26 protein-coding genes are annotated in these 24,889 nt (G+C 72.1%); 3 read left to right on the forward strand and 23 right to left on the reverse strand.

From position 1 onward, the window contains the following. Nucleotides 1-146: 146 nt before the first annotated feature. From ABEG17_RS19470 to infC, 15 genes are all read right to left on the reverse strand, one after another. Nucleotides 147-647 (reverse strand): arginine repressor, encoded by a 501-nt coding sequence (locus ABEG17_RS19470; RefSeq protein WP_406831149.1) that lies wholly within the window; start codon nt 645-647, stop codon nt 147-149. Then, nucleotides 644-1,576 (reverse strand): ornithine carbamoyltransferase, encoded by a 933-nt coding sequence (gene argF / locus ABEG17_RS19475; RefSeq protein WP_406831150.1) that lies wholly within the window; start codon nt 1,574-1,576, stop codon nt 644-646. Before argF ends, ABEG17_RS19470 begins: the two co-directional genes overlap by 4 nt. Continuing rightward, nucleotides 1,576-2,778: an acetylornithine transaminase gene (locus ABEG17_RS19480; protein WP_406831151.1), complete on the reverse strand. Its 1,203-nt coding sequence runs from the start codon at nt 2,776-2,778 to the stop codon at nt 1,576-1,578. The genes argF and ABEG17_RS19480 overlap by 1 nt, the downstream gene beginning before the upstream one ends. Next, on the reverse strand, nt 2,775-3,785 hold the full coding sequence (gene argB / locus ABEG17_RS19485) for an acetylglutamate kinase (protein ID WP_406831152.1): 1,011 nt from the start codon (nt 3,783-3,785) through the stop codon (nt 2,775-2,777). Before argB ends, ABEG17_RS19480 begins: the two co-directional genes overlap by 4 nt. 17 nt (nt 3,786-3,802) lie before the next feature. Beyond that, the gene (argJ, locus tag ABEG17_RS19490) at nt 3,803-4,954 is read right to left on the reverse strand and encodes a bifunctional glutamate N-acetyltransferase/amino-acid acetyltransferase ArgJ (protein WP_406831153.1); all 1,152 of its coding nucleotides are present in this window, start codon (nt 4,952-4,954) and stop codon (nt 3,803-3,805) included. Next, the gene (locus ABEG17_RS19495; protein ID WP_406831154.1) at nt 4,951-5,361 is read right to left on the reverse strand and encodes an ACT domain-containing protein; all 411 of its coding nucleotides are present in this window, start codon (nt 5,359-5,361) and stop codon (nt 4,951-4,953) included. The genes argJ and ABEG17_RS19495 overlap by 4 nt, the downstream gene beginning before the upstream one ends. After that, nucleotides 5,358-6,401, reverse strand: coding sequence for an N-acetyl-gamma-glutamyl-phosphate reductase (gene argC, locus ABEG17_RS19500; protein ID WP_406831155.1), 1,044 nt, complete (start codon nt 6,399-6,401; stop codon nt 5,358-5,360). Before argC ends, ABEG17_RS19495 begins: the two co-directional genes overlap by 4 nt. Nucleotides 6,402-6,458: 57 nt before the next feature. Beyond that, the gene (locus ABEG17_RS19505) at nt 6,459-7,196 is read right to left on the reverse strand and encodes an SDR family oxidoreductase (RefSeq protein WP_406831156.1); all 738 of its coding nucleotides are present in this window, start codon (nt 7,194-7,196) and stop codon (nt 6,459-6,461) included. Beyond that, the gene (pheT, locus tag ABEG17_RS19510) at nt 7,193-9,727 is read right to left on the reverse strand and encodes a phenylalanine--tRNA ligase subunit beta (RefSeq protein ID WP_406831157.1); all 2,535 of its coding nucleotides are present in this window, start codon (nt 9,725-9,727) and stop codon (nt 7,193-7,195) included. Before pheT ends, ABEG17_RS19505 begins: the two co-directional genes overlap by 4 nt. Beyond that, complete coding sequence (gene pheS / locus ABEG17_RS19515; protein WP_406831158.1) at nt 9,727-10,821, reverse strand: phenylalanine--tRNA ligase subunit alpha; 1,095 nt, start codon at nt 10,819-10,821, stop codon at nt 9,727-9,729. Before pheS ends, pheT begins: the two co-directional genes overlap by 1 nt. Nucleotides 10,822-11,255: 434 nt before the next feature. Continuing rightward, on the reverse strand, nt 11,256-12,368 hold the full coding sequence (locus ABEG17_RS19520) for an ATP-binding protein (RefSeq protein ID WP_406831159.1): 1,113 nt from the start codon (nt 12,366-12,368) through the stop codon (nt 11,256-11,258). 10 nt (nt 12,369-12,378) lie between these two features. Further along, nucleotides 12,379-13,188, reverse strand: a complete 810-nt coding sequence (locus ABEG17_RS19525; RefSeq protein ID WP_406831160.1) for a TrmH family RNA methyltransferase — start codon at nt 13,186-13,188, stop codon at nt 12,379-12,381. A gap of 37 nt (nt 13,189-13,225) precedes the next feature. Beyond that, nucleotides 13,226-13,606 (reverse strand): 50S ribosomal protein L20, encoded by a 381-nt coding sequence (gene rplT / locus ABEG17_RS19530; protein ID WP_406831161.1) that lies wholly within the window; start codon nt 13,604-13,606, stop codon nt 13,226-13,228. 81 nt (nt 13,607-13,687) lie between these two features. Continuing rightward, entirely contained in the window at nt 13,688-13,882 is a 195-nt protein-coding gene (gene rpmI, locus ABEG17_RS19535) for a 50S ribosomal protein L35 (RefSeq protein WP_056917513.1), read from the reverse strand. 106 nt (nt 13,883-13,988) lie between these two features. Further along, on the reverse strand, nt 13,989-14,600 hold the full coding sequence (gene infC / locus ABEG17_RS19540) for a translation initiation factor IF-3 (RefSeq protein WP_406831162.1): 612 nt from the start codon (nt 14,598-14,600) through the stop codon (nt 13,989-13,991). A gap of 342 nt (nt 14,601-14,942) precedes the next feature. On the opposite strand from infC, the gene ABEG17_RS19545 reads away from it, so the two are divergent. Next, on the forward strand, nt 14,943-15,344 hold the full coding sequence (locus ABEG17_RS19545) for a DUF1844 domain-containing protein (protein ID WP_406831163.1): 402 nt from the start codon (nt 14,943-14,945) through the stop codon (nt 15,342-15,344). 159 nt (nt 15,345-15,503) lie between these two features. Here the strand turns inward: ABEG17_RS19545 and ABEG17_RS19550 are convergent, their stop codons facing one another. After that, nucleotides 15,504-16,766 (reverse strand): MFS transporter, encoded by a 1,263-nt coding sequence (locus ABEG17_RS19550; protein WP_406831164.1) that lies wholly within the window; start codon nt 16,764-16,766, stop codon nt 15,504-15,506. Nucleotides 16,767-16,956: 190 nt separating this feature from the next. Here ABEG17_RS19550 and ABEG17_RS19555 point away from each other — a divergent pair, with 190 nt between their 5' ends. Further along, nucleotides 16,957-18,540 carry a catalase gene (locus ABEG17_RS19555; RefSeq protein WP_406831165.1) on the forward strand — a complete coding sequence of 528 codons (1,584 nt, stop codon included), beginning with the start codon at nt 16,957-16,959 and terminating at the stop codon, nt 18,538-18,540. Between the two features lie 79 nt (nt 18,541-18,619). Further along, the gene (locus ABEG17_RS19560) at nt 18,620-18,964 is read left to right on the forward strand and encodes a DUF952 domain-containing protein (RefSeq protein WP_406831166.1); all 345 of its coding nucleotides are present in this window, start codon (nt 18,620-18,622) and stop codon (nt 18,962-18,964) included. On the opposite strand, the gene ABEG17_RS19565 is transcribed toward ABEG17_RS19560, so the two are convergent. The 7 genes from ABEG17_RS19565 to hisD all read right to left on the reverse strand — a co-directional run bounded on the left by ABEG17_RS19565 (nt 18,965) and on the right by hisD (nt 24,848). Further along, nucleotides 18,965-19,696, reverse strand: coding sequence for an SseB family protein (locus ABEG17_RS19565; RefSeq protein ID WP_406831167.1), 732 nt, complete (start codon nt 19,694-19,696; stop codon nt 18,965-18,967). Beyond that, nucleotides 19,693-20,427 (reverse strand): bifunctional 1-(5-phosphoribosyl)-5-((5-phosphoribosylamino)methylideneamino)imidazole-4-carboxamide isomerase/phosphoribosylanthranilate isomerase PriA, encoded by a 735-nt coding sequence (priA, locus tag ABEG17_RS19570; protein WP_406831168.1) that lies wholly within the window; start codon nt 20,425-20,427, stop codon nt 19,693-19,695. The genes ABEG17_RS19565 and priA overlap by 4 nt, the downstream gene beginning before the upstream one ends. Nucleotides 20,428-20,491: 64 nt before the next feature. Then, a complete protein-coding gene (gene hisH, locus ABEG17_RS19575; protein WP_406831169.1) occupies nt 20,492-21,130 on the reverse strand; it encodes an imidazole glycerol phosphate synthase subunit HisH in 639 nt (212 codons plus the stop codon). Further along, entirely contained in the window at nt 21,130-21,753 is a 624-nt protein-coding gene (locus ABEG17_RS19580) for a hypothetical protein (RefSeq protein WP_406831170.1), read from the reverse strand. Before ABEG17_RS19580 ends, hisH begins: the two co-directional genes overlap by 1 nt. Continuing rightward, nucleotides 21,750-22,364, reverse strand: coding sequence for an imidazoleglycerol-phosphate dehydratase HisB (gene hisB, locus ABEG17_RS19585; RefSeq protein WP_406831171.1), 615 nt, complete (start codon nt 22,362-22,364; stop codon nt 21,750-21,752). The genes ABEG17_RS19580 and hisB overlap by 4 nt, the downstream gene beginning before the upstream one ends. After that, nucleotides 22,361-23,494: a histidinol-phosphate transaminase gene (locus ABEG17_RS19590; RefSeq protein WP_406831172.1), complete on the reverse strand. Its 1,134-nt coding sequence runs from the start codon at nt 23,492-23,494 to the stop codon at nt 22,361-22,363. The genes hisB and ABEG17_RS19590 overlap by 4 nt, the downstream gene beginning before the upstream one ends. A 13-nt stretch (nt 23,495-23,507) precedes the next feature. Next, nucleotides 23,508-24,848, reverse strand: a complete 1,341-nt coding sequence (hisD, locus tag ABEG17_RS19595; protein WP_406831173.1) for a histidinol dehydrogenase — start codon at nt 24,846-24,848, stop codon at nt 23,508-23,510. Nucleotides 24,849-24,889: the final 41 nt, after the last annotated feature.

Raw genomic sequence — 24,889 nt, forward strand, 5'->3', positions numbered from 1 at the left:
CGGACTGCGGCGGGTCGACCTGGGCGGGGTGCTCGGTGGGGGTCGGGCTGTCGGGGCTCACGAGTTGCTCCTGGGTATGGCGTGCGGTCTGGTCCGGGGTGGTGCTGCGGTCCTGCGGGGGCCGGCGGTCAGTCGGGGGCCGGCGGTCAGTCGGGGGTGCCTGCGAGCGCGAGCAGCTCGGCTGCGGTGCGCCGGCTCGCCGCCGTGCCGGTGGTGATGATCATGATCGTGTCGTCCCCGGCGATGGTGCCGAGCACCCCCGCCAGCGCTGCGTGGTCGATGGCCGAGGCGAGGAAGTTCGCCGCTCCGGGTGGAGTGCGCAGCACGACGAGGTTGTGGGACGGCTCGGCGGTCACGAGCAGCTCCTCGCAGACCCGGCGCAGCCTGGCGGTCAGGGCCGTCCCGTCCCGGGCGGGCCGGGCGGTGCGGTCACCGCCCTCCCCCGGCACGGCATACACGAGGGAACGGCCGGCCCGGACCTTGACGGCGCCGAGCTCGAGGAGGTCGCGCGACAGCGTCGCCTGGGTGACCTCGATGCCGTCCTGGGCGAGCAGCGCGAGCAGGTCCCCCTGCGAGTGCACCTCGTGCCTGCCGAGCAGGTCCACGATCCGGCGCTGGCGCCCGGTGCGGGTCGCCGCGATGGTCACGCGCCCTCCAGCAGGAACGAGAGCAGGGCCTTCTGGGCGTGCAGCCGGTTCTCCGCCTCGTCCCAGACCACCGACTGCGGCCCGTCGATGACGGCGGCCTCGACCTCGAAGCCGCGGTAGGCGGGGAGGCAGTGCAGGAAGATCGCGTCGTCAGCGGCGGCACCCATGAGCCGCTCGGTCACGGCGAACGGCACGAATGGGCTCTGGGCCCCCTGCCGGTCACCCTTCTGCTCCTCCATGCCCATCGAGACCCACGTGTCGGTGACGACGACATCGGCTCCCGCAACGGCCTCGTTCGCGTCAGCGGTGACGACGACGGAGCCACCCTGCTCAGCCGCGATCTCGTTGGCACGAGCAAGGATCGCGGCGTCGGGCTGGTGGCTCGCAGGGGTGCCGATGCGCACGTGCATCCCCGCGAGCGTGCACCCCAGGAGGTAGGAGTGCGCCATGTTGTTGGCGCCGTCACCGACGTAGGCGAAGTTCAGGCCGGCCAGCGAGCCCCGGTGCTCCAGCACGGTCATCAGGTCGGCGAGGATCTGGCAGGGGTGGAACTCGTCGGTCAGCGCGTTGACCACAGGCACCCCGGCGTGGGCCGCCATCTCCTCGATCCGCGCCTGGCCGTGGGTGCGCCAGACGATCGCCGCGGACTGCGGGCCGAGGACCCTGGCGACGTCGGCGATGGACTCGCGGGTGCCGATCTGCGCGAGGTTACCGTCGACGGCCATCGGGTGGCCGCCGAGCCCGGTGATCGCGCCCGCGAAGGAGACCTGGGTGCGCAGGGTGGGCTTGTCGAAGATGACCGACACGACCCGTGGTCCGGCCAGCGGGGTGCGGGAGTACGGCGCGGCCTTGAGCTCCAGGGCCCGCTGCAGCACCAGGGCCTGCTCGTCGGCGGTCAGGTCGTCGTCACGCAGGAAGTGGCGGGTCATCAGGCGTCCTTCGTGGTGGTGGCGGCGTCGAGCAGGCCGGGCAGGGCCGCGACGAACGAGTCGAGCTGCTCGGTGGTGACGATCAACGGCGGGGCGAGGCGCAGGGCGTCCGGCGCCACCGGGTTGACGATGAAGCCCGCGTCCCGGGCGGCGGCGGCCACCTGTGCGGCGACCGGGGCGGCGAGCGTGATGGCCCGCAACAGGCCCAGGCCACGGACCCCGGTGACCAGCGGGTGGCCCAGTGCCGCCACGGCCTCGACGAGGTGCTGCCCCGCCTCGGCTGCGTGCGCGAGCAGGTCCTGCTCCTCGATGGTGTCGATGACCGCGAGCCCGGCCGCCGCAGCCAGCGGGTTGCCGCCGAACGTCGAGCCGTGCTGACCGGCTGTGAGCAGCCCCGACACGTAGGGACCGAACGTCACCAGCGCACCGATCGGCACGCCTCCCCCGAGGCCCTTGGCGAGGGTGATCGCGTCAGGGACGATTCCCGCCTGCTGGAGCGCGAACCACGTGCCCGTGCGCCCGATCCCGGTCTGGATCTCGTCGACGACGAGCAGCGCGCCGTGCTGGGTGGTGAGCTCACGCGCGAGCCGGAGGTATGCCGCACCGGCCTCGATGACCCCCGCCTCACCCTGGACGGGTTCGAGGACGACGGCACCGGTGCCGGGCCCGACGGCCGTGCGCAGGGCGGCCTCGTCGCCGTACGGCACGTGGCTGACTCCGGGGATGAGCGGGGCGAACGGCTCCCGGTAGACCGCCTTGTGGGTGAGGGCGAGCGCACCGGTGGTGCGGCCGTGGAACGCTCCCTCCGCTGCCACGATCCCGCTACGCCCCGTGCGACGGCTCAGCTTGATGGCCGCCTCGATGGCCTCGGCGCCGGAGTTGGCGAAGAAGACCGCCGAGCCCTCGGGCGCATCGGCGATGCCGAGGATGCGCTCGGCCAGGGCGATCTGCCCGGGCGAGGTGAACAGGTTGGAGACGTGGATCGCCTCGGCCGCCTGCCTGCTGATCGCTGCGACGAGCGCCGGGTGGCCGTGACCGAGGGCGTTCACGGCGATGCCGCCGAGCAGGTCGAGGTAGCGCTTGCCGTCGACGTCCCAGACCCAGCAGCCCTCTCCGTGGGACAGCACGAGCGGCGGCCGGCCGAAGACACCGAGGACCGAGTGCTCGTAGCGTTCGAGCAGCTCGTCGTTGCGAGTGGTCATCGGGCGTCGTCTTCCGTTGCGGGAGCGGGGTCGGTGTCGGTCTTGATGTCGGGGACGACCATCGTGCCGATGCCCTCGGAGGTGAACACCTCGAGCAGCAGCGAGTGCGGCTGCCTGCCGTCGATGACGTGGGCCTGCGGGACGCCGTTGTCGACGGCCCGGACGCACGCCTCGAGCTTGGGGATCATGCCGGCGTCGACCCGGCCGATCAGGTCGCGCGCACCGCTGACCGACAGCGACGACAGCAGCGAGTCACGGTCCGGCCAGTCGGCGTAGACGCCCTCGACGTCGGTGAGCATGACCAGCTTGTGGGCACCGAGCGCGACCGCGAGGGCGGCGGCCGCGGTGTCGGCGTTGATGTTGAGCACCTGTCCCTCGACGTCCAGGTCGGGGGCGACGGTCGAGACGACCGGGATCCGGCCGGCGTCGAGGATGTCCTGCACCGCACCCGGGTTCACGGTGACCACGTCCCCGACGAGCCCGAGGTCAACCTCCTCGCCGTCCACCTCGGTGCCACGACGACGGGCGCCGAACAGGCCGGCGTCCTCGCCGGACAGGCCGACGGCGACGGGGCCGTGCTGGTTGAGCAGGCCGACGAGCTCGCGACCCACCTGGCCGGTGAGCACCATCCTGACGACGTCCATGACCTCCGGCGTCGTGACCCGCAGACCACCGCGGAACTCGCTCTCGAGCCCCATCCGGCCGAGCATCTGCGCGATCTGCGGGCCACCGCCGTGCACCACGACGGGACGCAGACCCGCGTAGCGCAGGAAGGCGACATCTTGGGCGAAGGCAGCCTTGAGCTCGTCGTCGACCATGGCGTTGCCGCCGTACTTGACCACGACGAGCGAGCCACGGAAGCGTTCGAGCCACGGCAGCGCCTCGACGAGGGTCTGGGCCTTGCCGCGGGCCACCCGCAGGGCAGCCTTACCGATCTGGCCACGCACGGTGCTCGTCGGCGTGCTGGTCGGTGTGGCCGCGGGGGTGGGGACGGGAGGGACGGTCATGTGGGTCAGGGCTGCCTTCAGCTGGAGTAGGCCGAGTTCTCGTGGACGTAGTCATGGGTGAGGTCGTTGGTCCAGACCGTCGCCGCCTGGTCCCCGGCGTGCAGGTCGACCAGCACGTGGACCTCTCGACCGGTGAGGTCCACGAGGGAACGGTCCTCCCCCACGCCCCCGGCCCGGCACACCCGGATGCCGTTCATGGAGACGTCGAGCTGGTGCGGGTCGAACGCCGCCCTGGTGGTGCCGACGGCGGCCAGCACCCGGCCCCAGTTGGGGTCGTTGCCGAAGACCGCGCACTTGAAGAGGTTGTTGCGGGCGATCGAGCGGGCCACCTCCAGCGCGTCGGCCTCGGTGGCCGCCGAGCGCACCTCGATGGCGATGTCGTGGTGGGCGCCCTCGGCATCGGCGATGAGCTGCCGTGCGAGGCTCGCGCAGACCTCGGTGACCGCGGCCGTGAGCTCGTTGGCACCCGGCGTCACGCCCGACGCACCCGAGGCGAGCAGCACCACGGTGTCGTTGGTCGACTGACAGCCGTCAGAGTCGATGCGGTCGAACGTCGTGCCCGTGGCCGATCGCAGGACTCCGTCGAGCCCACGCTCATCCACGACGGCGTCGGTGGTCACGACGACGAGCATGGTCGCCAGGGCGGGGGCGAGCATGCCCGCGCCCTTGGCCATGCCGCCGACGCTCCAGCCGTCGCGCTGGGCGACGGCCTGCTTGTGCACGGTGTCGGTGGTCTTGATCGCGATGGCCGCGTCCTCGCCGCCCTCGGCGTGCAGCGCGGCCGCAGCTGCGTCGACGCCCCCGAGGACCCGGTCCATGGGCAGCAGCTCCCCGATCAGGCCTGTCGAGCAGACCACCACGTCGCCGGCCGAGACCCCCAGCACGTCGGCGACCTTCTCGGCCGTCGCGTGGGTGTCGGCGAAACCCTGTGCGCCCGTGCAGGCGTTGGCCCCACCGGAGTTGAGGACGACGGCGTCGACCCGTCCGTCGGTCAGCACCTGCCGCGACCAGGTCACCGGCGCGGCCTCCACGCGGTTGCTCGTGAACACCGCGGCGGCGTGGTGGTCCGGACCGTCGTTGACGACCAGCGCCAGGTCGGGGGCCCCGGTGCTCTTGAGTCCGGCGGCCACCCCGGCAGCGCGGAAACCGGTAGGCGTGGTGGTGCTCATGAGCGACCTCCCGAGAGCTTGGCCGGGGCGACGGTGTGCCCACCGCGGCGCCAGGTGTCGGATGCGTCATCGGCCCGGTCACTGTCCACGAGGATCCAGTCCGTGTCGTAGGTCGAGAGCGCGAGGATGCTGATCTTCTTGCGGGCCAAGGGTTCCAGCAGCCCGGAGAGGACACCGACCATGGTGAAGTCGAGCGGTCCGGCGATCTCGAAGGCGGTGAGTGGCCCTTCCTTCTGCACGCCGTCGGGCAGCGCGTCGAACGCGGAGACGATCGAGGTCTCGCTGTTCGTGTAGGTGATCGACGCCAGCGGGCCGGTGCGCCAGTCCCACGACGGCTCCTCACCAGCCGGGAGCCGGACGAACGCGACCTCCTGGTCGTGGCGCATCAGGTGCAGGGGCAGGCTCACGGCGCCACCCCTGCCGTGGGGAGACCCAGGGTCTCGGGGAGCCCCAGGGCGAGGTTCATGCACTGCAACGCCGCACCGGCCGTGCCCTTGGTCAGGTTGTCCACCGCCGCCACGACGACGACCCGCCCGACGCGTTCGTCGACGACGACCTGCAGGTGCACGTTGTTGCTGCCGAGGACGCTTCCGGTCGAGGGCCAGGACCCCTGGGGCAGCACGTGGACGAACGGCTCCGCGGCATACGCCTGCTCCCAGACGGAGCGCACGCTCGCCGCGTCGACCCCCTCGGCAAGCGGCGCGGTGCACGTGGCGAGGATGCCGCGCGGCATCGGTGCCAGCGTGGGGGTGAAGGAGACGGTGACGTCCTGGCCGGCCGCCAGGGACAGGTTCTGCTCGATCTCGGGGGTGTGGCGGTGCGTGCCGCCGACCCCGTATGGCGACATGGCACCCATGACCTCGGCGCCCAGCAGGTGGGGCTTGAGGGACTTGCCGGCACCCGAGGTGCCGGAGGCGGCCACCACGACGACGTCGCGGGGAGCCAGGACGCCCGCTGCATAGCCCGGGGCGAGGGCCAGCGAGACCGCGGTCGGGTAGCAGCCCGGGACCGCGACGTGCCGCTCACCCACGAGGGCATCGCGCTGCGGGATGCCTCCGCCGACCGGGAGCTCGGGCATCCCGTAGGCCCAGGTCCCGGCGTGCGGGGTGTCGTAGAACGACTCCCACGCCTCGGCGTCCCTCAACCGGAAGTCCGCGCCGCAGTCGAGCACCACCACGTCGTCGGCGAGCTGTGCCGCGAGTGACCCCGAGTGGCCGTGAGGGAGCGCGAGGAAGACGACGTCGTGGCCGGAGAGCGTCTTCGGGGTGGTCTCCTCGACCACCCGGCTCGCGAGCGGGGTGAGGTGCGGGTGGATGGCGCCGAGCAGCTGCCCGGCGCTCGAGGCGGCGGTCACCGCACCGATCTCCACCTCGGGGTGCGCCAGCAGGAGCCGGAGGATCTCTCCCCCGGCGTAACCACTGGCTCCGGCGACCGCCACGCGCTGCATCTGCATGAATATACACGGCACCGATAGTTCATGCACCGGTGGACCGGCCCGTGGACGTCAGCCCAGGGGGTCGTCGTCCCCCCACGGCACCAGGGTGATGGTCCGGTCGGCGTCATCGAGGCCGCCTGTCGCACGGTCCCGGAGCGAGGCCGCGGTGTCGACACCGGCGCGCACCATCCGGCCCGACCACATGTCGTGCTCCCCCGCCGCGAGGGCCAGCGCCAGCGCCGTCACCTCGCCGGGGTCGGTCCAGTCCGTGCGCCCCTCGTGGGCGACCATCGCCTCCGTCATGTCGGTGCGCACGATGCCCGGGGCGAGGTCAAAGGCGAACACGCCGCGGTCACGGCCGGCGAGGTCGGTGGAGCCTGTCAGCCGCGCGAGCGCCGTCTTGCTCACGTTGTAGGCCGACGCGACCGCCCCGGGGCGCACCCCGGCGCCGCTGTTGAGGTTGATCACCCGGCCAGAGCCGGCCGCCACCATGTGCGGGAGCACGGCGCGCGTCACGAGGAACGGCCCGAGGACGTTGACCTCCATGGTGTGCCACCACTCGTCGGGATCGGCCTCGTGGATCGGCACCTCGCTGTCGATGACGCCGGCGTTGTTGATGAGCACGTCGATCCGGCCGTGGCGGGCGACCACGGCGTCGACCCAGCGGTCGACGGCAGCCCGGTCGGTGACGTCGGCGACCTCGCGCGAACCCCGCTCGACGGCATACCCGGCCTGCTCGAAGGCGTCGGCGAGGCGACGCCCGATGCCGCGCGAGGCACCCGTGACGAGGGCTACCGGCCGCGTCACCGCTGCACCGCGCCCGTGCGCTCAGACGCGGCGGCGACCGCGGCGTCGCGCAGGGCACTGACCTCGTCGGTGGTCAGGGTGCGCTCGGCCGCACGGAAGGTGAGTCGGTAGGCCAGGGACTTGTGCCCGGCACCGACCTGCTCACCACGGTAGATGTCGAAGAGCTGCACCGACTCGAGCCGGTCACCGGCACCGGAGCGCAGGGCCCCCTCGACGTGGGCGGCAGGCACCTCCTCGGCGACGACGAGGGCCACGTCGGTGTGGGCGGCCGGGTAGGTCGACAGCTCGCTCGCCTGGAACGGCACACCGGTCGCGGCCACGAGGACGTCGACGTCGAGCTCGGCCGCCACCGTCCGTGCCGGGAGGTCGAGCCCCGAGGTGACCTTCGGGTGCAGCTCGCCGGCATGGCCGACCACCGTGCCGTCCTGCAGCGCGATGCTGGCCACCCGCCCGGGGTGCCACGGAGCACGTTCGGTGGCGGCGACGACCAGGTCGAGGCCCAGGGCCGTGCCCACGGACAGCGCCCACGCGACCGCGTCGGACGCGTCGACCTTGCGGCCCGGGCCCCACGGTCCGCCCCGCTCCGCCTCGCCGGCAGCAGCCATGGCGACGTGCCGCGGCTGCTCGGGGACCGCAGCCCGGATCTGGGCCAGGACCTCGTCGTCCGGCTTGACCTCGATACCGGGGACGGGGGCGTCGGAGGGGCGTTCGCGACCGATCGTCACGAGCCCGAGCTCGTAGACCGCGACATCGCGCTGTCCGCGGGCGACGTTGCGGCGCAACGCCTCCAGGAGGGTGTCGAGCACAGAGGTGCGCATCAGCGGCAGCTCTTCGGAGAGCGGGTTGACCAACGACTCGGCACGCCGCCGAGCGTCCTGCGGCGCGTACCCGAGGGCGTCGAACAGGGAGGGTGCGACGAACGGGTAGGTGAGGACCTCGACGAGCCCCTGCTGGGCCAAGGTGGTGGCGACGACCCGGCGCACCCGCTGGCCGTGGGTGAGCCCGTGGCCGTTCTTCGGCGTGGGCAGGACCGACGGGATCTGGTCGTACCCACGGACGCGGGCGACCTCCTCCACCAGGTCGGGGCCGTTCGTGAGGTCGGGACGCCACGTCGGCGGCAGGACCTCGACGGCGGCGTCCCCGGACTCGGTGACCTCGCAGCCGATGGCACGCAACGTGCCCACGACCTCGTCGTGGGGGTAGTCGAGCCCGACGTAGCGCGTGGGCAGCGTGGTGTCGAAGGCGATCGCCTCGCGTGCGGTGCGGTGGTCGACATCGGTGACACCGGCGTCAGCCGTGCCACCGCCGTGCTTCACCAACAGGTCGACGGCGAGCTGTGCCGCCGCAGCGGTCACCGCCGGGTCGACCCCGCGCTCGAACCGCTTGGACGCCTCCGTCGTGAGCCTGTGCCGACGCGACGAGCGCGCGACGGAGATGGGGTCGAAGTGGGCGGCCTCGATGAGGACGTCCGTCGTCGAGGAGGTCACCTCGGACGACGCACCGCCCATCACCCCGGCGATGGCCAGGGGGCGGTCCACGCCGTCGACGATGAGCAGGTCCTGAGGGTCGAGCGCACGCGCGACGTCGTCCAGGGTCGTGAGCTTCTCGCCACCCCGGGCCCGCCTCGTGCCGACCCCACCCGACAGGGTGGACAGGTCGAACGCGTGCAGCGGCTGGCCGAGCAGCACCATCACGTAGTTGGTGACGTCCACGGCCAGTGAGATCGGGCGCATTCCGAGCTGGGTGAGGCGCTTGGCCATCCACGGCGGCGTCGGGGCCGAGGCATCGACCCCGCGCACGACCCGGGCGACGTACCGGTCGCAGCCGGGCACGCCGTCGATGGGCGCCTCGTCCGTGAGGCTGACGGCATACCCGTCGGTGCCGGTGGGGGCCACGTCGAGGGCTGCCGGGTCGCGGAAGGCGCCACCGGTGGACAGGGCGTACTCGCGCGCGATGCCGCGCATCGAGAAGCAGTAGCCACGGTCGGGCGTGACGTTGACCTCGACGACCTCGTCGGCCAGGTCGAGCAGCTCGATGGCGTCGTCGCCGGGGGTGAGCGCCGCGGCCGCCTCCTCACCGAGGAGCTCGGACAGCACGATGATGCCGTCGTGGTCGTCACCCAGGCCGAGCTCGCGGGCCGAGCAGATCATGCCGTTGGACACGTGGCCGTAGGTCTTGCGGGCCGAGATCTCGAACCCACCGGGCAGCACGCCGCCGGGCAGCACGCAGACGACGAGGTCGCCGACCGTGAAGTTGTGCGCACCGCAGACGATCTCCTGGGCCTTGCCCTCGGTGACCCGCTGGCCGTGGTCGCCCACGTCGACGGTGCACCAGTTGATCGTCTTGCCGTTCTTCTGCGGCTCGGGCTCGACGGTCAGGACCCGGCCGACGACGAGGGGACCGCTGATGTCGCCACCACTGAGCCCCTCCTCCTCGAGCCCGACCCGGACCAGGGCAGCGGCGATGTCGGCACCGGTGGCGTCGGCGGGCACGTCGGCCAGCTCACGAAGCCAGGACACGGGCGCGTGCATCAGATCTCCATTCCGAACTGGCGGGAGAAACGTACGTCTCCCTCGACGATGTCGTGCATGTCCCCCACGCCGTGGCGCAGCATCAACGAACGCTCGATGCCGAGCCCGAACGCGAACCCGGAGTAGCGGTCCGGGTCGACGCCGGCGGCGCGCAGCACGCGCTGGTTGACCATGCCGCAGCCGCCGAGCTCGATCCACCCGGTGCCGCCGCAGGTGCGGCAGGACGGGTCCTGGCCGCCGCAGATCCAGCACTGGCAGTCGATCTCGGCGCTGGGCTCGGTGAAGGGGAAGTAGTTGGGGCGCAGCCGGGTGACGATGCCGTCACCGAACAGGCGCTGGACGAACGCGTCGAGCGTCCCCTTGAGGTGCGCCATGGTGATGCCCTCGTCCACGACCAGGCCCTCGAACTGGTGGAACACCGGCGTGTGCGTCGCATCGAGGTCGTCGGTGCGGAACACCTTGCCGGGGCACAGGACGTAGATGGGCGGTTCGCGATCGAGCATCGTCCGGATCTGCACCGGCGACGTGTGCGTGCGCAGCACGAGGCCCGATCCGCTCGGGGCGATGAAGAAGGTGTCGGCCTCTCCCCTCGCAGGGTGGTCCGGGGACAGGTTGAGGGCGTCGAAGTTCAGCCACTCCGACTCGACCTCCGGGCCCTCGGCGATCTCCCAGCCCATGGCGACGAAGATGTCCTCGATCCGCTCCGAGACCAGGCTGATCGGGTGCCGGGCACCCAGCGGGCGACGCGGCGCTCGGACGGTCAGGTCCATGGTCTCCTCGACGAGGATCCGCTCGTCGCGCTCGGCTTCCAGCTCGGCCTGCCGGGCGGTGAGCGCCTGGCCGACGCGACCACGGGCCTGGCCGACGCGCTTGCCGGCCTCGGCCTTGGCGCTCGGCGGCAGTGCCCCGATCTCGCGGTTGGCCAGTGCCAGCGGGCTCTTCTCCCCCTGGTGCGCGAGGCGGGCAGCCTTCAGCGCATCGAGGGAGTCTGCGGCGGCGATCGCGGCCACGGCGTCGGCCACGGCCTGGTCGACCACGGCCGGGTCCAGCGCGGCGACCTCGACGGGGTCGTACTGCTTGTTGGGTCCTGACATGCCACTTCCTCTGTCGGCGCAGCCTCGGGGGCTCTCCACCCGTCGGCGCGCACGGCTCGGCGCCCGGGTCGGCCCACCGAGTCTAGGGGCGCACGACGGCGTCCCCGGTGGTGGGTTGGTGACGGGTTCAGCCTTCGGTGGCGGTGAGCGGGCGCGAGGATGGGGCGGGGCTCCGTGGTGGCCACACCGCATACGGGTATGGCGCGGAGCCGACGCGCGCGGACGAGGAACCGTCCACGGTGGGTGCCCTCAGCGCAGCCGTGCGACCGCGTCCGAAGGCGCGGTAAATCGCTCGGCGAGGCGGGTCATGGACCCAGCCTGACCGAGGGGCCTGCGCGGTGCAACCGGGTTCCGGAAACCGGGACGGGCGGCTCGGGCTGCATCACTGGCACTGGCGACGCCGCTGGCACGGCCTTACGGCCGGCACGATGCGCTCAGGTGAGGTAGTCCGGGGGCTCGGACGGCAGGCTGAGCCGGAACTGCGCGCCGCCGCTCGGGGCCGACTCGACCTGCACCCGGCCGCCGTGCGCCTCGACGAGGCCCTTGACGACGTACAGGCCCAGGCCGGTGCTCCCCCGGCTCGCTCCGTGCCAGAACCGGCTGAACACGATGTCGCGGTGGTCGGGCGCGATGCCCTTGCCCTCGTCGCTGACCACGAGGTCCACCCCCTGGTGGTGCCCCTTGGAGGCGAGCAGGTCCTGGGCGTCGCCGCACGCCTTGCTGGCCGAGAGGGTGATGACGCCCTCACCGTGCCGGAACGCGTTCTCGATGAGGTTGGACAGGATCTGGTCGAGCCGGTCGGGGTCCGCCCACACCTCCGGGAGGTCCGCGGGCACGTCCACCGCGAACCGTCCGCGCTCCAGCCCGGACGCGACCGCACGCTCGACGTGGCGGCCGTAGACCGCCGCGACGTCGATGGGCTGCGGCCGGATCTGCAGGCGACCGGCGTCGATGCGCGAGATGTCGAGCAGCTCGGTGATGAGCCGGGTGACGCGGTCGGCGTCGGCCTCGATGGTCTCGATCATGAGGCGCTTCTGGTCGTCGGTGAAGCGGTCCCAGCGCCGCAGCAGGGTCGAGGAGAACCCCTTGACCGAGGTCAGGGGCGAACGCAGCTCGTGCGCCACCGTCGAGATCAGGGCGGCGTGGTCGGCCTCGAGCCGGCGGCGGGCCTCGGCGTCGCGGACCATGACGATGACGCGGTTGACCGGCTGGTTGCGTGCCGGACGCAGGTACTTCGCGGTGACGAGGATCTCGCGACCGCCCTCGAGCATGAGGAACTTCTCGCGGTGACCGGTGCGGATGTTGAGCCCCCGCCACGGGTCGGTGACCTCCCACCAGTCCGTGCCGTCGCTGTCGCGCAGGGTCAGCGCCTCACGGATGTCGCGGCCGACCAGCTGGCGCGGGCGCATCCCCAGCACCTGCACGGCCCGGCGGTTGAGGAAGCTGATCCTGGCATCGGCCTCGGCGGCGATCAGGCCGTCCGGGAGCACCTCGCTGGCCATCGCGGCCCGCTCGGGGTCGAGGATGGAGCCGGGCCGGTAGTCCATGGCGGGAACCCTAGCCCCTCTGTGCGGCTGCGGAGGCGTAGACACAGACCGTCGCTGCCATGGCGAGGTTCAGCGACTCGGCCAGTCCGTAGATCGGCACGCGCACGACCTCGTCGCACTGCGCCCGGACCTCTGCCTCCAGGCCCCACGCCTCGTTGCCCATGACCCAGGCGTGCGCCGGCGCGAGGTCGACCTCGGGCAGCAGCACGGTCCCGGCCCCGTCGGCGGCGAGGACCCGGACCCCGGCGCCGCGCAGCGCAGCGATGGTGTCCGTGACCGGGAGCCCGGTCACGACCGGCAGGTGGAACAGCGACCCGGCGGTGGACCGCACCACCTTCGGCGAGAACACGTCGACCGAGGCATCGCTCACCAGGACGGCATCGGCACCGGCGGCGTCCGCACCACGGATGACGGTGCCGGCGTTGCCCGGGTCGCGGACGTTGGTCAGCAGGACGAGCAGCCGCGGCGCTGCCGCGAGCACGTCGTCGAGCGCTGCCGAGGGGATGCGGCACACCGCGGCCAGGCCTTGCGGTGTCGGCGTCTCGCTCATCGCCGCGAGGACCTCGTCGGTGACCTCGTGGACGTGGAGCCCGGCCGCGTGGGCGGCCTCGGTCACCTCGCCGTAGCGCCGTCCCGCGTCGGGCGTGAGGTAGAGGTCGACGACCAGCTCGGGGTGGTGGCGGACCACCTCCCGCACCGACTGCGGCCCCTCGACGAGGAACCGGCCGACCTTGTCACGCACCGAGCGCCGGGACAGTGCCCGGACCGACTTGACCCGATCCGACCTGGGATTGGTCAGAGGGGTGTTCGGCTGGGGCATGTCCCGGCGCTCGGGTGGAGTGCTGTGACGCGCTGGATCAGGCGTTCGCGGTCTCGGCCACGGCCGGGACGTTCGCGCGCGAGATCTCGACGAGCGCGGTGAAGGCAGCCTCGTCGTTGACGGCCAGCTCGGCCAGCATGCGACGGTCGACCTCGATCTCAGCAGCCTTCAGGCCCTGGATGAAGCGGTTGTAGGTCATGCCGTTGGCGCGGGCGCCGGCGTTGATGCGCTGGATCCAGAGGCGACGGAAGTCACCCTTCTTGGCGCGACGGTCCCGGTAGGCGTAACCGAGGCTGTGGGTGACCTGCTCCTTGGCCTTGCGGTACAGGCGCGAACGCTGTCCGCGGTAGCCGCTGGCGCGCTCGAGGACGACCCGACGCTTCTTCTGGGCATTGACTGCCCGCTTCACGCGTGCCACGTGAGTTCTCCTTGCTGTCTAATCTGCTTGCGAGGCTTCGTGCTGAGCCCGGCCAAACAATGGGGGATGGATGGGCTCGGCTCAGCGGCCGAGGAGCTTCTTGACCTTCTTGGAGTCCGGCTTGGACACCTCGACGTCGTTCGCGATCGAGCGCGTGAAGCGCGAGGACTTGTGCTCGAGGAGGTGGCGACCGCCAGCCTGCTCGCGCATGACCTTGCCCGTGCCGGTGATCCGGAAGCGCTTCTTCGCACCGGAGTGCGTCTTCATCTTCGGCATGAGGCCGATCTCCTTGCTGTTGGTGTAACCGTGTCGTTCGTGCAGGGCGTTCGTACAAGTTGGTGCAGCCCGTCGGAGGCGGAGCCGGGCTGCGGGTGGAGCTGGCTCAGCTGGCCGGCGGGGTGCTCTCCGCCTCGGGGGCGGCGGGCTCGGCGGCCGTCTCGGTGGAGACGTCCTGCGCCGGGTCCGCGACCGCGTCCGTGTCGTGCGCGGCGGTGCGGGCGCGACGCTGCTCAGCCATGGCCTCGGACTTCTTCTTCGTCGGACCGAGCACCATGATCATGTTGCGGCCGTCCTGCTTGGGGGCCGACTCGACGGTGCCCAGCTCGATGACGTCCTCGGCAAGGCGCTGCAGCAGGCGGAAGCCCAGCTCGGGACGCGACTGCTCGCGTCCGCGGAACATGATCGTCACCTTGACCTTGTCGCCGCCCTTGAGGAAGCGCTCGACGTGGCCCTTCTTGGTGCCGTAGTCGTGCGGGTCGATCTTCGGGCGGAGCTTGATCTCCTTGATGACCGTGTTGACCTGGTTCTTACGCGCTTCGCGCGCCTTCAGTGCCGCTTCGTACTTGAACTTGCCGAAGTCCATGAGCTTGGCGACTGGAGGCTTGGCCATCGGGGCCACCTCGACGAGGTCGAGGTCAGCCTCGGCGGCGAGCCGCAGCGCGTCCTCGACGCGCACGATGCCGACCTGTTCTCCGTTGGGGCCAACCAACCGCACTTCCGGGACCCGGATGCGGTCGTTGATGCGAGGCTCGCTGATGGTGGTGCTCCTTCAGTCAGGGAATGTCTGACCGCACCCAACGAGAAGAGGCTCCCCGCCGCAGTCGCGCGAGAAGCCCCACCAGTTCCGTCACGGGTGCCCCGAGGCTGCGTGTGCTGCGTGGCTCTCGCCCGCGGCATACGCCTCGGTGACCCGGTGACCCGGCGACCGAAGCGGTCGACGCGGGTGGAAGCAGGTGCTGCTTCTCTTGCACACCGTGCCCACTGCGTTGCCGCCTCGGAGCTGGTCCGGGGCGACCCCGTGAGTGTTCACGGCCGGTCGATCTGCAAGGCTACCAGCGTGAGCACGGAATCTCCCAATCCCCACCCGACCACCGCCCGCTACGACGACCACGCGGCCGGGCCCGACCAAGTCGCCCAGCAGACCCGCGACATCTCCGAGGTCCCGGCGATCGAGGTCATCACCACCGCAGCCATCCACCTGATGAGTGCTGCCGCGGTCAAGTGCGGGCTCGCGGAGGGCCCCGACGCCGCCGAGCACCTCGACCTCGACGAGGCCCGTCGCCTGATCAACGCCCTCGCCGGCCTGATCACCGCCTCGGCACCCGACCTCGGCAGCCAGCACGCCGCTCCCCTGCGCGACGGCCTCAAGTCGTTGCAGCTGGCGTTCCGCGAGGCCTCGGTCATCCCCGACCCGCCCGGCCAGGGCCCCGGGGAGAAGCTCACCGGCTCGGTCGTCTGACCCGACCGCCCAGGCGGCCGACCCCTCCCGCCGAGAGTCGGGTCCGTGCGGTCTGGGGGTGCGTCATACCGACCCGACCCCGACTCTCGGCGGGGATGGGGTGGGGAACCGAGCACGGGTGTGGCGGGTATGGCGGGTATGGCGGGTATGGCGCGGCGCTCAGACCGTGGCTGCGGCGCGGCCCTGCTCGTCGGACCGCTTGGCCGCAGCGGCCTGGTCGGCCCGACCAGCACGGTGGCGGCGGGCCCGGCCGGAGGTGGCCACCGCCCCGACGAGGGCGATGAGCAGCCCGGCCACGGCCACGACGACGAACCCGGCGGACCAGCCGAACCGGTCGATGGCGACACCGGCCAACGGGGCACCGAGTGCTCCACCGGCGGTCATGAAGGACCCGTGCCACCCCATCGCCTCGCCCCGAGCGTCGGCAGGCACCACGCGGCTGGCCTGGTCAACGGTCGCCGTGATGGTCGGCGCACAGAACAGCCCGGCGACGAAGCCGAGCACGGCCAGGGACGGCGCCCCCGCAGCCAGCGCCATCGGAGCCGTCACGAGAGCGAGGCCACCGAGCAACCAGAACGCTGAGATGGACCGGTGCAGCCCCCCGTACACCAGGCCGCCGAGCAGCGAGCCGAACCCCCACACTGCCAGCACCCAGCCGATCGACCCGGGCGTCCCGAAGTCGCGCAGGGCCGCCACGAACGCGATGTCGGACCCTCCCAGCACGAGCGTGGCCGCGCTCGCACCCAGGCAGATCGCGAGGAACCGGGGCCGCAGCCACGCCGAACGGGGCACGGCAGCGGCGGCGGCGCGCTCGACACCCTGGTCGTCGACCTCGCACTCGGGCTCCTCCCGGATGACGGGGTCGGCGACCCACAGCAGGATGCCGGCCGCGACACCCAGCATCTGGATGACGAACAGCACCCACGCCGTCGGCCACACGGTGGCGGCCCAGACCCCCGCGGCGGGGCCGACCATGAAGGACAGCTCCACGGCCACGGAGTCCAGTGAGATGGCGGTGCGTCGCTCGTCCTCCGGGACGGCGACGATGATGGCCTGGCGGATGATCGAGAACGCCGGGACGACGAACAGCCCGGCCACCGAGGCCAGCACGAGCAGCGGCCAGTAGGACACGAACGGCGCGATGGACCAGCAGACCGCCGCGACGACGATCGAGGGGACCACGACGCGGCGCAGGCCCATCCGGTCGAGCAGCCGCCCCCGCCACGGGCCGCTCGCGGCGATGGCGATGGTGGCAGCGGCCGAGACGAGGCCGGCCGCGGCATACGAGCGACCGAGAGCTGACACGACGTGAAGGGTCAGGACGATGCCGCCGGTGAACACCGGCATCCGCACGAGGAAGCCCAGCACGAGCGCCCGGCGCAGGGCGGAGTTGGCGAGGACGCGGCGATAGCGGTGGAGCACTCCCCCACTGTCCCAGCAGCGACCGACACCGGCCAAACGGGTTTGGCCCCTGACGCCCCTGGGTAACGGGCGGGAGAGGGGAACCTCACGGATGCGGACCCCGCCCGGATCGGCGAGGGTGGAGACAGGCTTCGCGCCGCACCCGAACCTGATGCACACCGACCGGCACCGAACGATCCCAAGGAGCACCATGACTGCCCAGCACACCGGCGAGTCGATCCAGACCGCACCGTCCGACGAGGCACAGCTCGGCTCCCACACCGAGACCGGCTCCCCCGCACCCAGCGACCGCAACTCCCTGACCCTCGGCGCCGACGGCCCGATCCTGCTGCACGACGTGCACTTCCTCAACCAGATGGCGCACTTCAACCGCGAGCGCATCCCGGAGCGCAACGTCCACGCCAAGGGCTCGGGTGCGTTCGGCACGTTCGAGACCACCGAGGACGTCTCGCGCTACACCAAGGCGGCACTGTTCCAGCAGGGTTCGAGCGTCGAGATGCTCGCCCGCTTCTCGACGGTGGCCGGCGAGCAGGGCTCCCCCGACACGTGGCGCGACCCGCGCGGCTTCGCCCTGAAGTTCTACACGCCCGAGGGCAACTACGACCTCGTGGGCAACAACACCCCCGTGTTCTTCATCCGCGACACGATGAAGTTCCCGCACTTCATCCGCAGCCAGAAGCGCCTGGGCGGCTCGGGCCTGCGCGACAACCACATGCAGTGGGACTTCTGGAGCCTCAACCCCGAGTCGGCGCACCAGGTCACGTACCTCATGGGCGACCGCGGCATCCCCAAGACCTTCCGCCACATGAACGGCTATGGCTCGCACACCTTCCTGTGGATCAACGAGGCCGGCGAGAAGCACTGGGTCAAGTACCACTTCCACAGCAACCAGGGCGTCGAGGGGCTGACCGGCGAGGAGGCCACCCGCATCGCCGGTCAGGATGCCGACCACCACCGCCGCGACCTCTACGAGGCGATCGAGGCCGGCGACTTCCCGAGCTGGACCCTGTCGATCCAGGCGATGCCCTACGAGGACGCGAAGACCTACCGGTTCAACCCGTTCGACCTGACCAAGGTGTGGCCGCACAGCGACTACCCGTTGATCAAGGTCGGCACCATGACCCTGAACAAGAACCCGGACAACTTCTTCGCGCAGATCGAGCAGGCGGCCTTCGAGCCGTCCGCGGTCGTGCCGGGCATCGGCTTCTCGCCCGACAAGATGCTGCTCGGTCGGGCCTTCGCCTACTCCGACACCCACCGCTACCGCATCGGCCCGAACTACCTGCAGCTGCCCGTCAACCGCCCCCGCGTGGAGAATCTCAACACCTACACGCAGGACGGGCCGATGGCGTTCGAGCACCGTGGCGACGCCCCGGTCTACGCCCCCAACAGCCAGGGCCGCGGCTACGCCGACCAGGTCGGGGAGGTCGAGGACGGCTGGGAGGCCGACGGCGCCATGGTCCGACAGGCCTACACGCTGCGGGCCGAGGACGACGACTTCGGCCAGGCGGGCACGCTGGTCCGCGAGGTCTGGGACGACGCGCAGCGTGCGTCGTTCGTCGAGACCGTGGCGGGTCACCTGCTCGGTGGCGTGAAGTCGCCGGTGCTGGAGAAGGCGTTCGACTACTGGAAGAACGTCGACGCCGACACGGGCAAGCAGATCGAGGAGCTCGTCCGCGCCGGTCTCGGCGGGGACAACCCCGGCGGCATGGCCGACGACGCCAAGGTCGTCAAGGACCCGATCGTCGAGACGAACACCCAGGCGTCCAGCTAGTCCCGAGGCGCTGCCGCCGCACGACCCGTGCCGCGTGCCCCCGGAGCTTTCCGGGGGCACGCGGCATACCGTTGTCGCCGTGACGATCTACCACTTGGCCGAACCGCACCACTGGGCCGCCGCGCAGGAGTCGGGCAGCTACACGCAGTCGACCCGCGGTCGCACGATGGAGCAGGAGGGGTTCATCCACTGCTCGTCGGCGCAGCAGTGGCCCGCCGTCCGGCGCGCGTTCTACGCCGACCTGCGGGACCCGTTGCTGCTGCTCGAGATCGACGAGGACCGCCTCGTCGAACCGCCCGTCGTCGAGGTGGGCAACCCCGCCACCGGCGAGACATTCCCCCACCTGTGTGCAGCGCTGGACCCGGCCGCCGTCGTGCGGGTCACCGAGCTGCTGCCGCCGCACGACGGCAGCAGCACCACCTAGTCAGCTGATCGAGAAGGCCAGCCCGTCGATGCGGGCGCGGATCTCACCATCGGTGGCGAGCCGCTCGCCGATGGCGGTGGCCACGGCCTGGATGCGTTCGGCGTCGAGGCCGGGCACGAGCGTCAGGCCGACCCGCAGGACGCCCTCACCAGCCCCTCCCGCCGAGAGGGTGTGCGCCACGACGTCGGGCTGGTCCTGCAGCGCGTCGGCGACGGCCGCAGCCACCTGCGGGTCCTCGTGGGCGGGCAACCACTCCCGCTGCTGGGCCAGGGCCCAGACCATGCTGGGGCGCAGGGCAAGCGGCTGCTGGCCGGCGACGTCGATGACGATGACGTCGCAGCGTTCGCTCACCGCGGCCTGGGCGGCCCGGGCTGCAGTGACGGGCACCGGGCGGGCCTGGGGGTCCCAGGCGGCGATCGCGTCCATCGACGTGAACACGGGCAGTGCTCGCGCACCGTCGGGGGCGACGAGGGTGACCGCGGCCATGTCGGTCTGCTTCTCCACGAGGTGCTGGCCGCTGTCGTCGACCGAGACGGGTTCGGCGACGATCGGCACAAGCAGGCGTGCCGCGGCGACGGCCACCATGAGCGCGCGTTCGTCGGAGGGATCTGCCAGCGCGGCGACCAGTGCCGGGTCCGCGGCGCCCGTGTCACCGTCGAACCCGGTGCTCGTCAGCTCGCGCCCGCCGAACGAGATGCCGGCGGAGTCCTGGGACGGCGTCGACCCGGTCACGGGCGACCTGCCACGTCGAGGGCGTCGGGAAGCGTGAACGCTCCACGGTAGAGCGCCGACCCGACGATCGCGCCCTCGACGCCGTCGGCCACGAGACCGCGGATGGCCTCGATGTCGGCCAGCGTCGACACACCACCGGACGCGACCACCGGCCGGTCGGTGCGCGCACACACGTCGCGCAGCAGCTCGAGGTTGGGGCCCTTGAGCATGCCGTCCTTGTTGACGTCGGTGACGACGTAGCGCGCGCACCCCTCACGGTCGAGCCGCTCCAGGGTCTCCCAGAGGTCGCCGCCCTCCTGGGTCCACCCACGGGCGGCCAACGTCGTGCCGCGGACGTCGAGCCCGACGGCGATGCGGTCGCCGTGCTCGGCGATGGCGGCGGCAGTCCACTCGGGGTCCTCCAGGGCCGCCGTGCCGAGGTTGACCCGGCGACAACCGGTGGCCAGGGCCGCCTCCAGCGACGCGGCGTCGCGGATGCCGCCGCTCATCTCCACCTTGATGTCCAGCCGTCCGACGATGTCGGCCAGCAGCTCGCGGTTGGACCCGCGGCCGAACGCCGCGTCGAGGTCGACGAGGTGCAGCCATTCCGAGCCCTGCTCCTGCCACGCCAGCGCGGCCTCCCACGGGTCGCCGAACTGGCCCCCGGTGCCGGCCACCCCCTGCACGAGCTGGACAGCCTGGCCGCCCGCGACGTCGACGGCGGGCAGGAGCTCGAGGCGTGGTGTGGTCATGCGGTGTCCTTCACGGGTCGGGCGGATCGTCGGGCAGGCGGATCAGGTATTGGGAGGGCGCGCCTCAGAGGGCACGGACCCAGTTCTCGAGCAGGGCGAGCCCGGCGTCGCCGGACTTCTCGGGGTGGAACTGCGTGGCGGACAGGGGGCCGTTCTCGACGGCCGCGACGAAGCGACCGCCGTGGTCGGCCCAGGTCACCTTCGGGGCCACGGCCGCGAACGCTCCCGTCGGCGGCTCCATGACCCAGTCCTGCACGGCATACGAGTGGACGAAGTAGAAGCGCTCGGACTCCACCCCGGCGAAGAGCCGGGTGCCGGACGGCGGCTCGACCTCGCTCCAGCCCATGTGCGGCACGACCTCGGCGCGCAGCCGCGCCACGGTGCCGGGCCACTCCCCGAGTCCTTCCTGGGGACTGGCGGTGGGCTCCTGCGACCCCTCGAACAGGACCTGCATGCCGACGCACACCCCGAGGACCGGACGTCCGCCCGCCAGGCGGGTCTCGATCACGAGGGGACCGTCGGCGGCGCGCAGCCCGGCGAGGCAGGCGTGGAAGTTGCCGACCCCCGGCACGAACAGGCCGTCGGACTCGAGAGCCAGGCGCCGGTCACCGGTGAGGGTGACCTCGGCGCCGACGTGCTCGAGCGCGCGCACCGCCGAGTGGACGTTGCCGCTGCCGTAGTCGAACACCACGACGTGTGCCATCAGCTCTCCTCCAGTTCGGCGCGGTGCTGCGCCTGCTCGGCCATGCGGGCCTCGAAGCGGGCGACCGCCTGAGCGGTCGGGGTGACGACCTGGCCGCGGTGCTGGTCGCCGGCGGCCAGCAGGTCGGCACCCGGGAGCCCCAGGACGTCGAGCAGGCGACGCAGCAGAGCAGATGCGTCGCCGGAGTCGTCCTTGAGCACCTGGTGGACCGTCGCGGGGCTGGTTCGCGCTCGCGCTGCCGTGACGAGCTCGGGCGGCCGGGCCGCCTCGAGCCCCGGTGTGCGCACGCGGCCGGTGCCCGGCTCCCACACCAGCCAGCGGTGGGAGGGGCGGAATCCCTTGGGCTGCAGGCTGATCACCGCGCGGTGCTCGACGACGAAGAAGCCGATGGCCGGGCGCAGGCGCAGCGGCAGCGGACGCCCGGCCAGGACCGCGATGGCATCGTCGTAGGGAGCGCTGGCGCGTGACGACCCTTCCGCCGGGCGCAGTGCGGTCCACTCCCCCAGCGGGACGACGTCGCAGGCGACCAGGCCCCGCCGGACCCACGCCGACAGCGGGCCGGCCTTGGCCTGCACCAGGAGCAGCCCGCGCGAGTGGCGCGCAGGCTGCCACGGGACGCTCACGTGGAGAGGCTGCCCTTCGCGCTGGGGACGCCGACGACGCGGTCGTCGCGCGCCACGGCGGCGCGTAGCGCCCGGGCCACGGCCTTGAACTGCGCCTCGACGACGTGGTGGGGGTCGCGTCCGGAGAGCACCCGCACGTGCAGGGCGATGCCGGCGCGGTGGGCGAACGACTCCCAGACGTGGCGGGTCAGCGAGCCGACGTAGTTGCCGCCGATGAGGACGTAGGCCTGGCCCTCGGGCTCGCCGGTGTGCACGACGTAGGGGCGCCCGGCCACGTCGACGACGGCCTGGACCAGCGCCTCGTCGAGCGGGACGGTGGCGTCGCCGAAGCGGGAGATCCCGCTCTTGTCGCCGAGCGCCTCGCGCAGGGCGTCGCCCAGCACGATGGCGACGTCCTCCACGGTGTGGTGGGCGTCGACGTCGACGTCACCGGTGGCCTTGACGCGCAGGTCGATCAGCGAGTGCTTGGCCAACGAGGAGAGCATGTGGTCGTAGAAGCGCACGCCGGTGGAGACGTCGGCCACGCCGGTGCCGTCGAGGTTGAGCTCGAGCTCGACGCTCGACTCCGAGGTCGAGCGGCTCAGCGAGACCCTGCGGTCACCTGCGGTCACGACGCGCTCCTGTCCGTGGCTGTTGCGGCGATCTCGGCCACCGCGGCCAGGAACGCGTCCGTCTCGGCCGGGGTCCCGGCCGTCACACGAAGATAGTGGGGAATGCCGACGTCCCGGACCAGCACACCCCGGTCGAGGAGGTCGCGCCAGGTGGCGGCCGCGTCGACCAGCCCCCCGAAGAGGACGAAGTTGGCGTCGCTGGCGACCGGGGCGTAGCCGAGGGCGGTGAGCTCGGTGACCATCCGGTCGCGCTGCGCCTTGATGGCCTCGACGGTCCCGAGCATCTGGTCGGCGTGGGCCAGCGCCGCGAGCGCGATCGCCTGGGTCGGCGCCGAGAGGTGGTAGGGCAGCCGCACCAGGCGCAGGGCGTCGACGAGGGCCGGGTCGGCGGCGAGGTAGCCGAGCCGCCCGCCCGCGAAGGCGAAGGCCTTGCTCATGGTGCGGGTCACGACCAGCCGCGGACGACCCTCGAGCAGGGTGAGCGCGCTCGGGGTGCCGGGCCTGGCGAACTCGGCGTAGGCCTCGTCCACCACCACGACGGCACGCTCCGCCGCGGCATACACGGCCTCGACGACGTCGAGCGTCAGGGCCGTGCCGGTGGGGTTGTTGGGTGAGCACAGGAAGACCACGTGCGGCTGGTGGGCGCGCACCTGCTCCACCGCGGACTCGACCGTGAGGTCGAACGGCGCGTCGGCGCCCTGGCCGCGCAGGCCGTCGACCCAGGTCGTGCCGACCCCGGTGCTGATCAGCGGGTGCATGGAGTAGGCCGGCGTGAAACCGAGCGCGACGCGCTCGGGTCCCCCGAAGGCGAGGACGACGTGCTGGAGCACCTCGTTGGAGCCGTTGCCCGCCCACACCTGCGCCGGGTCGAGCGCGACACCGGTGGTGGAGGTGAGGTATGCCGCCAACGCCGTCCGCAGCTCGGTGAACTCCCGGTCGGGGTAGCGGTTGAGGTCGGGCGCGACGGCTGCCACCCGCGCCGTGATGTCGGCGACGACGTCCTCGGGCACGGGGTAGGAGCTCTCGTTGGTGTTGAGGCGCACGGGCACGTCGAGCTGCGGTGCGCCGTAGGGCCTGGCACCGCGCAGGTCGGGGCGCAGCAGGGCGTCGAGGGAGGTGGAGTCGCTCACGGTGTCCGCCGGCTCAGGACGCGTCGAAGCGGGCGGTGACCGCCTCGCCGTGCGCGGGCAGGTCCTCGGCCTGGGAGAGCGTCACCACGTGGTGGGCGACCTCCTGCAGGGCGGCCCGGCTGTAGTCGACGACGTGGATGCCGCGCAGGAACGACTGCACGGACAGCCCGCTGCTGTGGCAGGCGCAGCCACCGGTCGGGAGCACGTGGTTGGACCCGGCGATGTAGTCGCCCAGGCTCACCGGGGAGTAGGCACCGACGAACACCGCACCGGCGTTGCGGACGCGGGCGGCCACGGCAGCGGCGTCGCGCGTCTGGATCTCGAGGTGCTCGGCGGCATACGCGTTGACCACGTCGAGCCCACGGTCGAGGTCGTCGACGAGGACGACGCCGGACTGCGGACCGGTGAGGGCGGTGCGGACGCGCTCGGCGTGCTTGGTCGCCGGCACCCGGCGCTCCACGGCCGCGGCGACCGCGTCGGCGAGGCCGGCGCTGTCGGTCACGAGCACGGAGGCGGCGTAGGGGTCGTGCTCGGCCTGGCTGATGAGGTCGGCGGCGACGTGCACCGGGTCGGCCGAGTCGTCCGCGAGGACGGCGATCTCGGTCGTGCCCGCCTCGGAGTCGATGCCGATGAGGCCCTTGAGGAGCCGCTTCGCGGCCGTGACGTAGACGTTGCCCGGACCGGTGACGAGGTTGACCGGCTCGGCCACCACCGCGTCCTCGCCCTCACCGTCGGTGAAGCCGTAGGCGAAGGCAGCGACCGCCTGGGCACCGCCCACGGCATACACCTCGTCGACACCGAGCAGCGCGCAGGCGGCGAGGACGGTCGGGTGGGGGTAGCCGGCGAAGACGCCGGTGTTCTCGCGCTGGGGCGGGCTGGCGACGGCCAGCGAGCCGACCTCGGCGATCTGTGCGGGGACGACGTTCATGACCACGCTGGAGGGGTAGACGGCGCGGCCACCAGGAACGTAGAGGCCGACCCGGTCGACCGGGACCCAGCGCTCGCTGACCGTGCCGCCCTCGGCGACGGTGGTCGTGGTGGTCGTGCGGCGCTGGTCCTCGTGCACGATGCGGGCGCGCCGGATGGACTCCTCGAGGGCGGCCCGCACGTCGGGGGCCAGGGTGTCGAGGGCGGCGGCGAGGACCGCGGACGGGACCCGCAGGCTGGTGGGGCGGACTCCGTCGAACCGCTCGCCGAGGTCGTAGAGCGCCTGGGCACCGCGGTGGCGGACGTCCTCGCACAGCGGGCGGACCGTTTCGACGGCCGCCGCGACGTCGAACTCCGCGCGAGGCAGGAGGTGGCGCAGCTCGCGGACACCGAGCACGCGTCCGCGCAGGTCGATCGTGGACATCATGGGTCCAAGTCTAGGCGGGACCCTCGGCGGCCCTCGCCGCG

The organism is Pedococcus sp. KACC 23699 (assembly GCF_045348425.1).
Taxonomy (GTDB): domain Bacteria; phylum Actinomycetota; class Actinomycetes; order Actinomycetales; family Dermatophilaceae; genus Pedococcus.